This window comes from Vibrio sp. 10N.261.51.F11 (genome assembly GCF_041471665.1).
Lineage (GTDB): Bacteria > Pseudomonadota > Gammaproteobacteria > Enterobacterales > Vibrionaceae > Vibrio > Vibrio crassostreae_C.
In genome coordinates, this window is sequence record NZ_JBFROW010000034.1 from 119,603 (window position 1) to 134,475 (window position 14,873).

Annotated in this window: 13 protein-coding genes and 1 riboswitch; of the genes, 7 read left to right on the forward strand and 6 right to left on the reverse strand. The window is 43.1% G+C overall.

Annotated elements, in window-relative coordinates; genetic code table 11:
- Positions 1–13 precede the first annotated feature (13 nt).
- Complete coding sequence (locus tag AB4351_RS12055; protein WP_372126125.1) at positions 14–469, forward strand: glycine zipper 2TM domain-containing protein; 456 nt, start codon at positions 14–16, stop codon at positions 467–469.
- A 162-nt stretch (positions 470–631) separates the two neighbouring features.
- Positions 632–1,912, forward strand: coding sequence for a 3-phosphoshikimate 1-carboxyvinyltransferase (gene aroA, locus AB4351_RS12060; RefSeq protein WP_017062105.1), 1,281 nt, complete (start codon positions 632–634; stop codon positions 1,910–1,912).
- 61 nt (positions 1,913–1,973) lie between these two features.
- On the opposite strand, the gene AB4351_RS12065 is transcribed toward aroA, so the two are convergent.
- Positions 1,974–2,219, reverse strand: coding sequence for a YciN family protein (locus tag AB4351_RS12065; RefSeq protein WP_017062104.1), 246 nt, complete (start codon positions 2,217–2,219; stop codon positions 1,974–1,976).
- Between the two features lie 439 nt (positions 2,220–2,658).
- Between AB4351_RS12065 and topA the strand changes: the two genes are divergently transcribed.
- The 4 genes from topA (at position 2,659) to AB4351_RS12085 (ending at position 9,569) form a co-directional block, all read left to right on the forward strand.
- On the forward strand, positions 2,659–5,289 hold the full coding sequence (topA, locus tag AB4351_RS12070; protein ID WP_017067846.1) for a type I DNA topoisomerase: 2,631 nt from the start codon (positions 2,659–2,661) through the stop codon (positions 5,287–5,289).
- Positions 5,290–5,812: 523 nt separating this feature from the next.
- A complete protein-coding gene (glgC, locus tag AB4351_RS12075) occupies positions 5,813–7,042 on the forward strand; it encodes a glucose-1-phosphate adenylyltransferase (RefSeq protein WP_080582251.1) in 1,230 nt (409 codons plus the stop codon).
- The gene (glgA, locus tag AB4351_RS12080; RefSeq protein ID WP_372126127.1) at positions 7,032–8,486 is read left to right on the forward strand and encodes a glycogen synthase GlgA; all 1,455 of its coding nucleotides are present in this window, start codon (positions 7,032–7,034) and stop codon (positions 8,484–8,486) included. The genes glgC and glgA overlap by 11 nt, the downstream gene beginning before the upstream one ends.
- Before the next feature lie 285 nt (positions 8,487–8,771).
- On the forward strand, positions 8,772–9,569 hold the full coding sequence (locus tag AB4351_RS12085) for an alpha/beta fold hydrolase (protein WP_017062100.1): 798 nt from the start codon (positions 8,772–8,774) through the stop codon (positions 9,567–9,569).
- 131 nt (positions 9,570–9,700) lie between these two features.
- Here AB4351_RS12085 and AB4351_RS12090 read toward each other — a convergent pair whose 3' ends face one another.
- The 5 genes from AB4351_RS12090 to torD all read right to left on the reverse strand — a co-directional run bounded on the left by AB4351_RS12090 (position 9,701) and on the right by torD (position 13,840).
- Positions 9,701–10,018, reverse strand: coding sequence for a DUF2007 domain-containing protein (locus AB4351_RS12090; RefSeq protein WP_017062099.1), 318 nt, complete (start codon positions 10,016–10,018; stop codon positions 9,701–9,703).
- 64 nt (positions 10,019–10,082) lie between these two features.
- Positions 10,083–10,763: a TVP38/TMEM64 family protein gene (locus tag AB4351_RS12095; protein WP_017072239.1), complete on the reverse strand. Its 681-nt coding sequence runs from the start codon at positions 10,761–10,763 to the stop codon at positions 10,083–10,085.
- A gap of 134 nt (positions 10,764–10,897) precedes the next feature.
- Positions 10,898–11,488: a TfoX/Sxy family DNA transformation protein gene (locus AB4351_RS12100; protein ID WP_019820997.1), complete on the reverse strand. Its 591-nt coding sequence runs from the start codon at positions 11,486–11,488 to the stop codon at positions 10,898–10,900.
- A gap of 127 nt (positions 11,489–11,615) precedes the next feature.
- A riboswitch (cyclic di-GMP riboswitch) is annotated at positions 11,616–11,701 on the reverse strand.
- 170 nt (positions 11,702–11,871) lie between these two features.
- A complete protein-coding gene (purR, locus tag AB4351_RS12105; RefSeq protein WP_017063507.1) occupies positions 11,872–12,876 on the reverse strand; it encodes an HTH-type transcriptional repressor PurR in 1,005 nt (334 codons plus the stop codon).
- Between the two features lie 316 nt (positions 12,877–13,192).
- Complete coding sequence (gene torD, locus AB4351_RS12110) at positions 13,193–13,840, reverse strand: molecular chaperone TorD (RefSeq protein WP_017062095.1); 648 nt, start codon at positions 13,838–13,840, stop codon at positions 13,193–13,195.
- 285 nt (positions 13,841–14,125) lie between these two features.
- On the opposite strand from torD, the gene torR reads away from it, so the two are divergent.
- A complete protein-coding gene (gene torR / locus AB4351_RS12115; RefSeq protein ID WP_017067841.1) occupies positions 14,126–14,839 on the forward strand; it encodes a two-component system response regulator TorR in 714 nt (237 codons plus the stop codon).
- Positions 14,840–14,873: the final 34 nt, after the last annotated feature.

The window sequence follows — 14,873 nt, forward strand, 5'->3', positions numbered from 1 at the left end:
TAGGAGTTTTACCATGAAGAAGTTGCTTTGGATTTTACTTGTTTTGCCCATGTTGGCAAATGCAGCTTACAACAGAAACCAAGCTCGACCAGTAAACGAGGTGGTTTATGGTGAGATTGATACGGTCAGATACATCACTCAGCAAGAGATCGTTGAGTCGAAAGCGAATGGTTGGGAAACCTTGTTAGGTGCGGCGATTGGTGGCTTGATTGGTAACCAGTTTGGCGGCGGCACTGGTAAAGAAGTGGCGACAGCTGTAGGTGCAGTAGCAGGTGCGGGTATTGCTCGTAACCGAGGTAACACACAATATAAAGTAGAGTACAAACTGGTCGAGTTATTGGTCAAAACCAAAGACGACAAGTTGGTCAACATTATCCAAGATGTCGATAACTCGATGCTGTTCAACCGAGGCGATGATGTACGAATTCTTTATTTTTCAGATGGTGTTCGACTTGATCTCGTGTACTAGTATATAAATACGATTGATTGGCTAATTAATCACCGGTTTGGGCCGGATTAGCTCTGGAGTTCGTTGGAAAAGTTCGTTAGTCTGCAAGTACGAAGAATTATTCATCACCCGAAAATAAATACGCGCCAGTGACTTCGGGTGGTACAAGGACTATAAGATTTAATGGAAAGCCTTACGTTACAACCAATTCAAAAAGTGAACGGGGAAGTTAACCTACCTGGTTCAAAAAGCGTTTCCAACCGTGCACTTCTTTTGGCTGCACTTTCTACGGGAACCACTCGCCTAACAAACTTGCTAGACAGTGATGATATTCGTCATATGTTGAATGCATTAACTCAGTTAGGTGTTGATTATCAGTTGTCTGCAGACAAAACCGTTTGTGAAGTGACAGGTGTTGGTGGTGCATTTTCAAGTGACAAAGCCCTAGAGCTTTTCTTAGGTAATGCGGGTACGGCGATGCGTCCGTTGGCGGCTGCACTATGTTTAGGTCGCGGTGAATACGTTCTTACTGGTGAGCCTCGTATGAAAGAGCGCCCAATTGGCCACTTGGTAACAGCACTGCGAGAAGCCGGTGCCGATGTTGAATACTTAGAGAACGAAAACTACCCACCATTGAAGATCACAGGTACAGGTCTGAAGAGCGGTACAGTTTCTATCGACGGTTCTATCTCTAGTCAATTCTTGACGGCATTTTTGATGGCTGCGCCCTTAGCTGAAGGTGAAGTGACCATTAAAATTGACGGTGAATTGGTTTCTAAACCTTACATCGATATTACGCTGCACATCATGAAGCAATTTGGTGTGGACGTGATCAATAATGATTACCAAGAGTTTGTGATTCCTACCGGGCAATCTTACTCGGCACCGGGTGATTTCTTGGTTGAAGGTGATGCATCATCTGCGTCATATTTCCTTGCAGCCGCTGCTATCAAAGGTGGTGAGATTAAGGTCACTGGTATTGGTAAAAACAGTATCCAAGGTGATATCCAATTCGCTGATGCGCTTGAGAAAATGGGTGCGGAAATCGAATGGGGTGACGACTACGTTATTTCTCGTTGTGGCGAGCTGAAAGGCATTGATATGGACTATAACCATATCCCAGATGCTGCGATGACTATCGCGACAACCGCATTGTTTGCGAAAGGCACAACGGCAATCCGTAATGTCTACAACTGGCGTGTGAAAGAGACAGACCGCTTGGCTGCAATGGCAACAGAGCTACGCAAAGTCGGCGCTGAAGTGGAAGAGGGTGAAGATTACATTATTGTTAACCCTGTGGCTGAACTGACTCATGCGGCGATTGATACTTACGATGATCACCGTATGGCGATGTGTTTCTCGCTGGTTGCCTTGAGCGATACGCCTGTGACGATTAATGATCCAGGTTGTACGTCAAAGACATTCCCTGATTACTTCGACAAGCTGAAAATGCTAAGTCTATAAAAATGCTTAGTATGTAAAGGTTTAGGAACAAAAAAGCTTGCCTAAGTGGCAAGCTTTTTAATTATTGCTGAATTGTAAATTCTTTCGAAAGGTGGTGCGCTAAGTATTTAAACATGTTAAATACCGCGGTTGTATTCTCGGTCGGCATTCCATTGCTGTCTAAGAAGTATTCACCTTTGAAGACGAGTACATCGTCTTTTTCTACTACGCTGTTTGCGCGCATGCCTTCAATGTAGTCATCATGTGATTGGATAATTTGGTTTGCGATAAGCAGTAAATCAAATTCTGCTATTACTTTCTTTGTCATGAGTTTATCTCTGATAACTGAATATAACGTTGAGTTTATGGTGTCGAACTAGAAATTCAATGATTTCACAACCGATTAAGAGAGTCTTTTCAAACATCCACAATTTATTTTGTGATTTACGGCAAAAATAATTGAATGGGGCTCGCGTTAGATTCGCGGACAAGCTTAGTATGAGCCCGTTTAGACGTAATGCCTGATGAATAGGCTCTTGCAAGTATTCTTAGTGAGTACTTTATAGCTTCTTTATATTGTGCCCCTTTTCTCTATGAGTCGTCGAATTGTCGAGCGATCAGATCCAATTTTGAAAAAAGCGGTTGATCTTCTAGTAATCTCGCACAATAGTAAAAAAAGAAGCAATGAATTTAGAATATCATGCGTAAAAGCCCACAAGCTAAATTGTTGGTGCTGAAGCATCGTGATTAAGGACGTTAGAGTCAATATGGGTAAATCGCTCGTTATAGTGGAGTCGCCAGCCAAGGCTAAAACTATCAATAAATATCTTGGCAAAGACTTTGTCGTTAAGTCGAGTGTAGGTCACGTACGTGATTTACCAACGGCAGGTCAAAGTACTGGTCAAAAGGCTGCAGCAGTTTCAACCAAGGGTATGAGCCCAGAAGACAAAGCTCGTATCAAAAAAGAAAAAGATCGCAAAGCTCTTATCAAAAAGATGGGTATCAACCCATATAAAGAGTGGGAAGCGAACTATCAAATCCTACCTGGTAAAGAGAAAGTCGTCGCTGAATTGCAAAAACTGGCTGAGAACGCAGACCATGTTTATCTCGCAACCGATTTGGACCGCGAAGGAGAAGCTATCGCATGGCACCTTCGTGAGATCATCGGTGGCGATGAAACGCGATACAAGCGAGTGGTTTTTAACGAAATCACCAAGAATGCTATTCAACAAGCTTTCGAAACTCCAGGTGAGCTAAATATTGATGGCGTAAACGCACAACAAGCACGACGTTTTATGGACCGTGTTGTTGGCTTTATGGTGTCACCTCTGCTTTGGAAAAAAGTAGCACGAGGCCTGTCCGCTGGCCGTGTTCAATCAGTAGCGGTAAAACTACTGGTAGAGCGTGAGCGCGAGATCAACGCCTTTATCCCTGAAGAGTTCTGGGATGTGCATGCTGATACTAAAACAGCAGAGAAAACCGACTTTAGACTGCAAGTTGCACAGAAAGACGGTGTTGCGTTTAAACCTGAAAATGAAGCGCAAACACAAGCTGCTGTTAGCGTTTTAGAAAAAGCGCAATACGAAGTATGTAAACGTGAAGACCGCCCAACAAAGAGTAAGCCGTCTGCACCTTACATCACGTCGACGCTGCAACAAGCGGCGAGTACGCGTCTTGGTTATGGCGTAAAGAAAACCATGATGCTGGCTCAACGCCTGTATGAAGCGGGTTACATCACTTATATGCGTACTGATTCAACCAACTTGAGTTCAGAAGCTGTAGAAGCCGCTCGTGAATACATTGGTTCTGAGTACGGCGCGCAATACCTTCCACCTAAAGCTCTTGCATACGGCAGCAAAGAGGGCGCTCAAGAGGCCCACGAAGCGATTCGTCCTTCAAGTGTAGATGTTAAGTCGGAAGATCTAAACGGCGTAGACGCAGACGCACACAAGCTTTACTCGCTAATTTGGAATCAATTCGTAGCGTGTCAAATGACGCCAGCTCAATACGATTCAACGACAGTAAGCGTTAAAGCAGATGAGTACACGTTGAAAGCGAAAGGTCGTATCCTTAAATTTGATGGTTGGACTCGTGTTCAGCGTCCAATGGGCAAGAACGAAGATACGATCCTTCCAGCAGTACAGATCGGCGATAAGCTTGATCTGATTGCGCTAGACCCTAAACAGCACTTCACTAAGCCACCGGCTCGTTTCACTGAAGCGGCGCTAGTTAAAGAGCTTGAGAAGCGTGGTATTGGTCGTCCTTCAACATACGCATCAATCATCTCAACGATTCAAGATCGCGGTTATGTAAAAGTTGAACAGCGTCGTTTCTATGCTGAGAAGATGGGTGAAATTGTTACTGACCGTCTAGATGGCAGCTTCAATGACCTAATGAACTACGACTTCACTGCTCGTATGGAGCAGAAGTTGGACCAAATCGCAGAAGGCGAAGCAAGCTGGAAAGGCGTGCTAGATAACTTCTTCGAAGACTTTACTGGCGATTTGGAAAAAGCAGACTTAGACGAAGACGCTGGTGGCATGAAGCCAAATCATATCGTGGAAACCGATATTGAGTGTCCGACTTGTAGCCGTAAAATGGGTATTCGTACTGCTTCGACAGGTGTATTCCTTGGTTGTTCTGGCTATGCACTTCCACCAAAAGAGCGTTGTAAGACAACAATCAACCTTGGTGATGAAGAAGGCATTATCAACGTGCTTGAAGAAGACGTTGAAACAGCAGCACTTCGAGCTAAAAAGCGTTGTCCTATTTGTGAAACGGCAATGGATGCCTATCTAATCGATGATAAGCGTAAGATGCACGTATGTGGTAACAACCCGAACTGTGAAGGTTATGTGGTTGAGCACGGCGAATTTAAAGTGAAAGGCTACGATGGTCCACTTGTTGAGTGTGACAAGTGTGGTTCTGACATGGTTCTGAAGAACGGTCGTTTTGGTAAATACATGGACTGTACGAGTGAAGATTGTAAGAACACTCGTAAGATTCTGAAAAATGGCGAAGTTGCGCCACCAAAAGAAGACCCGGTGCATTTCCCTGAACTTCCGTGTGAAAATTCAGACGCGTACTTTGTTCTTCGTGATGGTGCTTCTGGTCTATTTATGGCTGCGAGCAACTTCCCTAAATCACGTGAAACACGTGCACCATTAGTGGAAGAGCTGGTTCGTTTTAAAGACCGTATCTCACCTAAGTTCCAATACCTAGCATCAGCGCCAGTTGCTGACCCTGATGGTAAGCCGACAGTGGTTCGTTTTAGTCGTAAGACCAAAGAAAACTACGTGCGTACTGAAGTAGATGGAAAACCGTCCGGTTGGACTGCGTTGTACATCGACGGTAAGTGGGAAGTTACGGATAAGCGTAAAAAGCCTAAAGAGAAATAACTGAACGTTATTGATGAAAAAGCAGCCTAATGGCTGCTTTTTTTGATCTCAATATGACTAAATATGCAACTTGTTGACCTGGTGTTTCGTCGGTGGGGATTTATTAAATTCACACCGCGAAATTAATGGCGGCAATTAATCACATCTTCTTATGCAACTTTAACGAAAATGTAACTTAATTAAAATATTGTAACTCACAGATCAGCGTTTAGTTGTATACCTGATGTGTGTCGGGTGTTAATGTAATGTTTCGTCTGGACGGTGTAGTGTGAGCTGCTTTAAGTCTTAGGAAAGCAATCAGCTTACGTACCACAGAATGGCGTATTAAAAATTGAATTCGGCCGAAAAGTCGATAACGTATATAAAACCAAGTGCAAAGAATAGTGCACACATAACAACGTTTGGCTTAGGATATTGTCACTGTATGTGAATGGATATTCGCTAAATACCGAAATAAGTGTTGGTGCTCATCCCCCAGAGGAAGATACCTCTACGAGTACTAACATCGACAAGCTATAGATATATGGAGAATAAAATGGCTGGTGTATTGGGAATGATTCTTGCTGGTGGTGAAGGCTCTCGCTTAAGACCTTTAACTGAATCTCGCAGCAAACCCTCGGTTCCTTTCGGTGGTAGTTACCGCTTAATTGATTTCGCTTTGAACAACTTCGTTAATGCTGATCTAATGAAGATCTACGTATTAACACAATTTAAGTCACAGTCACTGTTCCACCATATGAAAAAAGGCTGGAATATCAGTGGCATAACAGACCGTTTTATCGACCCAATTCCTGCGCAAATGCGTAAAGGAAAGCGTTGGTATGAAGGCACAGCAGATGCTATCTACCAAAACATGGGCTTTATGGAGTTGGAAGAACCTGATCAAGTATGTATTTTTGGTTCAGACCATATCTATAAGATGGACATCAAACAGATGCTTGATTTCCATAAAGAGAAGAAAGCGGCTCTAACAGTATCAGCATTGCGCATGCCGCTTGCTGAAGCATCAGAATTCGGTGTTATTGAGGTTGATGCTGACGGCCGTATGATTGGCTTTGAAGAGAAACCTGCAAATCCGAAGTCGATCCCGGGCGATCCAGAATCAGCGCTCGTTTCAATGGGCAACTACGTGTTCGAAGCGAAAGAGCTTTTTGCCGAACTAACGGAAGATGCTGATAGAGAAGGTTCGACACACGATTTCGGCAAAGACATTATTCCAAACATGTTCCCACGTGGTGATGTGTTTGTTTATGATTTCAGCACCAACCGTATTACTGGTGAGAAAGAAGAAGTTTACTGGCGCGATGTAGGTACGATTGACGCGTACTGGCAAGCGCACATGGACCTTCTTAAGAAAGATGCGCCATTCTCGCTATACAACCGTAAATGGCCTCTACACACTTATTACCCGCCACTACCACCAGCTACGTTTACTGATTCGGCAAATGGTCGAATTCAGATCATTGATAGCCTTGTGTGTAGCGGTAGTTATGTACGTGGTTCGCGTATTGAAAAGAGTGTACTGGGCTTCCGCAGCAATATCGCATCAGCGTGTGATATTAGCGAAAGCATCTTACTCGGTGATGTAAAAGTGGGTGAGGGTTGTATCTTGCGCCGCGTTATCATTGATAAAGACGCAGATATCGCACCGGGTACACAGATTGGTGTAAATCTGACAGAAGACAAAAAGCATTACCACGTATCTGACGATGGTGTCGTAGTGATTTCTAAAGGAGCACGAGTTGGTTACTAAGACTCTCTCGGTACTTTTTGTAGCGTCTGAAGTTGAAGGCTTGATTAAAAGTGGTGGCTTGGCTGATGTAGCCAAGGCACTGCCGAAAGCGTTGCAAACACTCGAACAGGACGTTCGAGTGACTATCCCCGCATATAGAAACATTCCAAACATTGATTCAGCAGAAGTTATTTTATCGACTGAACTCGATCATTGGCCTCATACGGCTTATCAAGTTAAAAAACTGAGCGTAGAAGCCGTTCCAGTTTTTGGTATTGAATGTGCCAAGTATTTCGACCGCCCGGAAATGTACGCAGAAAACAATCAAGCTTATGCTGATAACGGAGAGCGCTTCTCGTTCTTTAGTGCAGCCTGTCTTGATATGCTTCCTAAGCTTGGTTTCCAACCGGATATCATTCATGCAAATGACTGGCATACTGGTTTCGTTCCTTTCTTGCTTAAATCGCGTTATCAACAACACGATTTCTTTGAAAATACGCGCAGTGTTATTTCGATTCACAATGCGGTTTTCAAAGGTGTGTTCGCCTACGATGAACTTCAATTCCTGCCAGAGATGCACAGTTACCATGCGCCTGAAGCTTCAGTGAGTGACACTCATGTCACTATGCTAAGAGCTGGAGTGATGTGTGCGGATAAAGTGAACGCAGTAAGTCCTACCTATGCAGAAGAGTTGAAAACGGAATTAGGTAGCCACGGTATGGCTGCAGAATTCCAACACAGATCTGCTGATCTGTTCGGCATTTTGAATGGGTGTGATTATGGGGCTTGGAATCCGGAAACTGATGCTTTCCTTCCTCGTAAATACAAAGCGACCAAGCACAGCATGGCTCGCGGAAAATCAGCTTGTAAGCAAAAACTGCAACAAGATGTAGGTTTACCCGTTGCCGATTGCGCGGTTTATGGCATGGTTTGTCGCTTGACGAATCAAAAAGGTGTTCATTACTTACTGCCTATCATCGAACAGTTTTTGAAAAATGATCTTCAGATCGTGATTGTCGGTACTGGCGATCCGGTTTTGGCGAGTCAATTGAAAGAGCTATCAGCGCTTCACTCAGATAAGTTCTCGTTCGTAGAAGCGTACAATAATGAACTTGCGCACTTGGTTGAAGCAGGCTCTGATTTCTTCTTGATGCCTTCGGAATTTGAACCGTGTGGCTTAAACCAAATCTACAGCATGGCTTACGGTACTTTGCCGATTGTTCGTTCTGTGGGAGGTTTAAAAGACAGCGTGAATGATTACGATGAAGATCCTGAAGTCGCGACTGGGTTTGCTTTTGAAGAGCCAACACCGCAGGCGTTATTGGCTGTGTTACATCGTTCATTACTGCTTTATGCACAAAACCCATCTGAAATTAAGCGTGCTCAGCTTTATGCGATGCAGCAAGATTTTAGTTGGGAAGATGCGGCTAAAGAATACCTAGCTATGTATCATTCAGCATTTTAACTTGTTGACTTAGCTTTAAAATTAGCGGGCGGGCAACAACAGCTCGTAATAAATGAAGGCGCTCTAATTGTTGAGTGCCTTTTTGTTTCCTGGTCAGAGCACATCACGTTTACGAAGACAAAGCTTGCAAACTCATTTTTGTCAGGTAGAAAAGGTAAGGTAGGTATTCACATGACTAATGATAGGTTTGACACTATTATCACTTAAAGTTCTTAATAGCGTGGTATCCTTAGTCATCGCCTCGTGATGAGGCATAGCTCCATTCCAATAATTAAAGCGATAGGTATGTCTGAGAGTTTACTATTTCATAAAACATTTACTCACCCTACGAGCGATGAGTGGGTTGTATTTGTGCATGGCGCAGGAGGCAGTTCCTCCATCTGGTTCAAGCAGATCAAAGCGTATAAACAGCATTTCAACTTACTTCTCATTGATCTGAGAGGGCACGGTAAATCAGACAATATACTTAAAGGGCTGATTTCGAATCGTTATACGTTCAAATCGGTGACGCTTGATATTCTTAAAGTGTTAGACCATCTTAAGATCCGTTCTGCACATTTCGTTGGCATGTCTTTGGGCACGATTATTGTGCGTAACGTTGCCGAACTGGCGGCTGGCCGTGTACGTTCAATGGTACTGGGTGGCGCTGTCACCAAGCTAAACACTCGCTCTCAAGTGTTAATCAAGTTGGGTAACCTCAGCAAGCACATCATTCCTTACATGTGGTTATACAGCCTTTTTGCTTATGTTGTGATGCCACAAAAAAGCCAAAAAGAGTCTCGTCACCTTTTTATCCGCGAAGCCAAAAAACTGTGCCAGAAAGAATTTAAACGCTGGTTTATCTTAACGGCTGATGTAAACCCCTTGATGAAATATTTTAAAGATAGAGAGCTACCAATACCGACTCTTTATTTGATGGGTGAACGTGACTACATGTTTATTAAGCCTGTAAAAGAAATGGTTGCAGCGCATGAATCGAGTGAGCTAGTAGAAATCCCGAATTGTGGACACGTGTGTAACGTGGAAAACCCTGAAGAGTTTAATCAGCGTTCGATTGCGTTTATTCAAAAACAAATTCAGTGATTTTCTAGGCGTGAAATCAAAGATGATGAGTTAATCGAATTGAAATAAAAACGGGAAGCTAACTTTAGCTTCCCGTTTTTAATTGGAGGAGGTATCTGACCGAATCGTTCTATCAGGTCACTGAAACCCTGCTATTCAGGTGAGGCAGCACCGCACTGCCAGCAAGAGCCGAATTGCGCTTCGTTGACTTCATGACACTCACCACAACGCCACTCTTCATAGATGATCGAATCTTGCTGCTTTTGGTAGTCATTGACGAGCATGCGAGCTTTACTGGCCAATTCTGGCTCATATAACCATACGTAAGGGTCAGTTTCTTCAGTGAATGGGATTTCCCCCTTTAATCCGAACAACCCCTCACCACGGACTTCACAGGCAATATTCTCGCTTTCTAACAATCCACAGATGATATGAGCTTCTGTCGGATTCGATGCACTGAAGATTTTCATTGAAATAGAACCTTATTCGGCTATCTGTGTTGTTTAGATATTATAAACTATTCTGCTATATACATTATTCAGCTACGGGTGCTGAGCGAAACTTACCCATCAACCATTTAGCCACTATTGGGAATATCCCCAATAATGCAAATGACAATAGTACTGAAGGGGAGACGATGCCCGAAAGTGAATCAATTTCTGCGAGCTGAGTACCAGCATTCAAGAAAACCGCCGTCCCCGGTAACATCCCGATTTGACTCGTAATGTAGTAACGACTCACTGACATCGGTGTTAGACCCATCAATAGGTTGATAAGGAAAAATGGGAATACAGGAATCAGACGCAGAGAAAACAGGTAAAATGCGCCGTCTTTTTCAACCCCCTTGTTAATCGTCGCCAATTTGTCACCAAACTTGGTTTGAATCCAGTCACGCAACAGGTAACGGCTACTTAAGAAAGCTAAGGTCGCACCGATCGCACTTGCGAAAGATACCAGTAGCAAGCTGTTCCAGAAGCCAAATAGCGCGGCCCCTAATAAGGTTACAACAGCGGCACCAGGAATGGAGAAAGCCGTAATCATGACATACGCGACAAAATAGATAGCGGCAGCCGCAATAAAGTTGCTGTCAATGTAGTCATTTAACACAGCTTGTTGAGCCTTAGCATTTTCAAGCGTTAAGTATTGGCCGAAATTGATGCCTAACAAGACGATGGTTACGACCAACACAATACCCAATATCATTTTCTTACTCATTGATACTTCCTCTAAATTTTCAATGCATACCGATAGTATAGATAGACAGGCAAAGCATAGATTAACTTTCACCAGATATAAAAAAAGCCGCAGTAAATGCGGCTTAGTTATGTATATAGATTGCACTGACAATGTTAATTGACGCGATTGATAAGCTCCTCGCGACGCTGCTGCGGTATAACAGACCAATGTGTACCATTGATCGCGCCTTCTAGCGCCCAAAGTAGTTCAATACTGACAGAAGACGCATGCGATTCTTTGATGGCGTTAAATGCGTTTACAGAGCCAGATTCATATAAACGTTCTACAGAATCGATCCCTGCCTTTTTCAACATACGCTCGGTAGCGAGTCGAAGATTAGGCAGATCTTTGAGTCGGGTCGGCTTAGCAGAAGACTGCTCAGCTTTTTCTTCTTTAGCAAAACCTAGAGACGTGGTTGCAAGCTGCAAGATTTTCTCTTGGTCTTGCCAGAGGCCTTCAGGTAAAGCGAAATATTTAGTAACGACAGGGAAACCACGTTTTTTGTAGACGTACGGTTGAAACCCTTGTTGTTCGAATTGTTTCGTTGTGCCTTTGTCTGCGCGTATGTGCAACTGGTCATTTACAACCAGAGCAAACATAGTGTCATCAGCAAAAAGACCGAAGCCACCAAACATTGAGCGTGATTTTATTTTTCCTAGGGACTCAAATAACTTCATCGAGTCCTTTAGTATCGGTTTATCCATGTTATTTATCTCGGTGTATTTGAACTACGCCACCAAATAAGCAGGTCCGAGAGATTAGCAAAATGTTGCAATTAAATTGTCAATAAGCCGTAAATTACTAAATTATTAGTAGTTACTGCATTTTGCCATCGGTAACCCCGCTACCATACCAACGAGTGGTTTAGGCCGGAAGCTTTGCGTCTCACTCTTTCGAGTGGTTTGCCCTGTGCGTGACTGATTGAATAGAATAAAGTTTTTGTTGGATGAAGCTCACACTTGATATTTCAAAATGTGACACTGCTTCAATTAATGATCTTTCCGTTGTGCATCTGGGTTCATTATAGTTGCTGATAAAAAAAGCGCACCTAAAGGTGCGCTTGATGAAATTAAACTCGAATTATCAATTAATTTAACGTCTTAACTGTACTTCGTTCAACAATTTCAGGGTGCATTTCGAAGACGCGTTTTTCGTGGTCTTTGTCTTTGATGCGCTCCAATAGAATTTCGAATGCATTCTTACCAACACGACGTTTTGGTTGGTGAACTGTCGTTAACGGCGGAGAGAAGTATTCAGCGAGTTCGATGTTGTCGTAACCGATCACTGAGATATCTTCAGGAATGCGGATGCCTTTTTCTTGCAGTCGGCTCATTAAGCCGAGTGCCATTGTGTCGTTAAAGCAGAATACCGCCGTTGGACGATCTTCCATCTCAACGATTTGTTCTGCAGCAAGAACAGCCGTATCACACTCGAAGTTGCCTTCGATGATCATATTGTCATCGGCAGAAATTTTAGCTTCGTTAAGTGCGCGCTTGTAACCGGCAATACGTTCAACACATGCTGCTTTGTCTAAGTGGCCACTTAAACATGCAATCTTAGAGTGACCGCGTTCAATAAGGTATTTGGTCGCTAGGTAGCCACCTTCTTCAGAGTTATCGATGATCTTATCAGCTTGAGAACTCTCTGGGCCCCAGTCCATAATAACTTTAGGGATGTCAGCGTGACGGTCTAACATCTCTCTTAGTTCTTCAGTTAGGTCAGAACACATAACTAAGATGCCATCTACACGTTTCTCTGCAAGCATTCGAATGTAGTCACGTTGCTTCTCATAGATACCGCCCGTATTACACAGGATCAAAGTGTAACCTTGACGGTAGCAGTAGCTCTCAACACCATCGATAACTTCAGAGAAGAATAGATTAGTTGATTGAGTCACTAGCATGCCGATGGTGCGTGTTGTATTACACTTCAAGCTACGAGCAACAGCACTTGGTGCATAGTTCAGTTCATCTACGGCTTTGTTTACTTTTTCTTGCGTTGCTTCTGCAACAAAGCGAGTTTTATTGATTACGTGAGAAACGGTTGTTGTTGATACGCCGGCTAAGCGAGCGACATCTTTTATAGTGGCCATGGTTTTATCCTATTAGAAGCTACTTTCCCAAAGTACGGAATAAAGTAGCCGTTAAGCTACCTAACTAAGAGCTTAAATTTGTAGGGCTCTTTGGGTACTAAAAGTGCTAAAAAACAAAAAACCGCTATTGAGCGGCTTGTCTTAACACCGAAATGCTCAAAACTATAATAAGCATAGCATTTCGTGAATGTTTCATATTTTATCGTTTGCGGTCACAATTTTAGACTGACTAGAAATTACTCGCAATAAAATTCACCCGGAAATCCGGGTGAATTGTCACATTCTTCTGAATTTATTTAACGAGTCATCCAATAAGCTATTCACCAGCTAAATATTGAGTGTCTAATTGACAGAATGCGAGTAGCAACGATGAGACGGAGGCGTAGAAACCGAATTCATCAACGTCATGACATTTCACGTTGAACTTTGGTAACCAAGTCAGCAGTTGTTGTTCGATAAACTGCTGTTGAGCGGCAAATGAATTCTCTAGTTCTTCTTCAATATTCGTTTCGTTTGAACGAATGATCAAGTTACCAAGGAAATCGAGTTCGATAGCAATGTGGTCTGCTGGCTCTTTTAGATCTTGGTTCACAACTAAGTTGTGCTTAGCCATGATCTCTTCCATATCTTTTGCTGGCTTATCATTCAAAAGGCCAGTTTCGCCGATATACATTGAAGCGTAAGGAAGAGCGCCGTGCTTATCTGTCTTTAAGAAAAGATCGCAAAAGTCTGCAGACAGTTCTAGCTGAGCATCTTCACGAGTTTGTAGGCGGTTCAGCGCATCCACTAACTTATCAATCGCTGGCTTTAGTGTCTCATTTTCGCCTAAACCAGTTAGGAAAGAACGAATTTCAACAGAGTGGTAGTGATCGAGTTCTTCTTGAGTGAGCTCTTTGGCAAATAAGCTTGATAGCCACCAGTATATTTCTGCTCTTTGCTCGTTGAACGCTTTCGTATCTTTCATTTGTTAGATCCTGACTTAGTCTTGTGATGTTGCTTATATGCATCTTGAAGTCACTTGGGCATAAGCACACCAAGGCTGAATAACAAGGTTATTTGCGAAACGCAAAGTTACTCGTTAGTAGTAATGCCTATATTGAATTGCGATGGACGATAAATAGCAAGGTTTAAGATTGTCTTGTATCAAAAAAAATCCATGTTTCTGGCTTTTATCTTCTGTACCACTAGAATTGTTACTAGTTATGAATAGAATAGTCACTGAAACTATTAAATAAGAAAAGTGGTGTAGATGAGCTATCACGTATTAGTCGTAGAAGATGATGTGGTAACCCGCAGTAAACTGGTTGGATACTTCCAGAACGAGGGTTACACAGTGAGCGAAGCAGAAAGCGGCGCTCAAATGAGAAACGTGTTAGAAGAAAACAACGTTGACCTCATTATGCTGGACATCAACTTACCAGGCGAAGATGGATTGATGCTAACTCGCGAATTACGCAGTCAATCAGACATTGGAATTATTTTAGTTACTGGACGCACGGATAGCATCGACAAGATCGTAGGCCTTGAAATGGGCGCTGACGATTACGTTACTAAACCCTTCGAACTTCGCGAGTTATTAGTTCGAGTTAAAAACCTACTTTGGCGTATCTCTGCTGCTCGTAAAACAGCAGCGGGCGCTGTAGAAGAAACATCAGATGAGTCTGTGGTTCGTTTTGGTGAGTGGACATTTGATATCCCTCGTCGTGCGTTAAGCAAGAACGGCGAACCAGTGAAACTGACCAAAGCAGAATACGAACTGCTAGTGGCTTTGTCTTCTTACCCTAATCAAGTATTAAGCCGCGAACGTATTTTGAATATGATTAGCCACCGAGTGGACGCGCCTAATGACCGTACTATCGACGTGCTGATTCGTCGTATGCGTGCAAAAATGGAGTTCGATCCTAAGAACCCACAAATCTTTGTGACGGTTCACGGTGAAGGTTACATGTTCGCTGGTGATTGATTTCCTTCGGGAGTGATTAATTAACAACGACATT

Coding starts and splice junctions, on each gene's coding strand:
- AB4351_RS12055 (WP_372126125.1), top strand. CDS start 14: ATGAAGAAGTTGCTTTGGATTTTACTTGTTTTGCCCATGTTGGCAAAT.
- aroA (WP_017062105.1), top strand. CDS start 632: ATGGAAAGCCTTACGTTACAACCAATTCAAAAAGTGAACGGGGAAGTT.
- AB4351_RS12065 (WP_017062104.1), bottom strand. CDS start 2,219: ATGACAAAGAAAGTAATAGCAGAATTTGATTTACTGCTTATCGCAAAC.
- topA (WP_017067846.1), top strand. CDS start 2,659: ATGGGTAAATCGCTCGTTATAGTGGAGTCGCCAGCCAAGGCTAAAACT.
- glgC (WP_080582251.1), top strand. CDS start 5,813: ATGGAGAATAAAATGGCTGGTGTATTGGGAATGATTCTTGCTGGTGGT.
- AB4351_RS12085 (WP_017062100.1), top strand. CDS start 8,772: ATGTCTGAGAGTTTACTATTTCATAAAACATTTACTCACCCTACGAGC.
- AB4351_RS12090 (WP_017062099.1), bottom strand. CDS start 10,018: ATGAAAATCTTCAGTGCATCGAATCCGACAGAAGCTCATATCATCTGT.
- AB4351_RS12095 (WP_017072239.1), bottom strand. CDS start 10,763: ATGAGTAAGAAAATGATATTGGGTATTGTGTTGGTCGTAACCATCGTC.
- AB4351_RS12100 (WP_019820997.1), bottom strand. CDS start 11,488: ATGGATAAACCGATACTAAAGGACTCGATGAAGTTATTTGAGTCCCTA.
- purR (WP_017063507.1), bottom strand. CDS start 12,876: ATGGCCACTATAAAAGATGTCGCTCGCTTAGCCGGCGTATCAACAACA.
- torD (WP_017062095.1), bottom strand. CDS start 13,840: ATGAAAGATACGAAAGCGTTCAACGAGCAAAGAGCAGAAATATACTGG.
- torR (WP_017067841.1), top strand. CDS start 14,126: ATGAGCTATCACGTATTAGTCGTAGAAGATGATGTGGTAACCCGCAGT.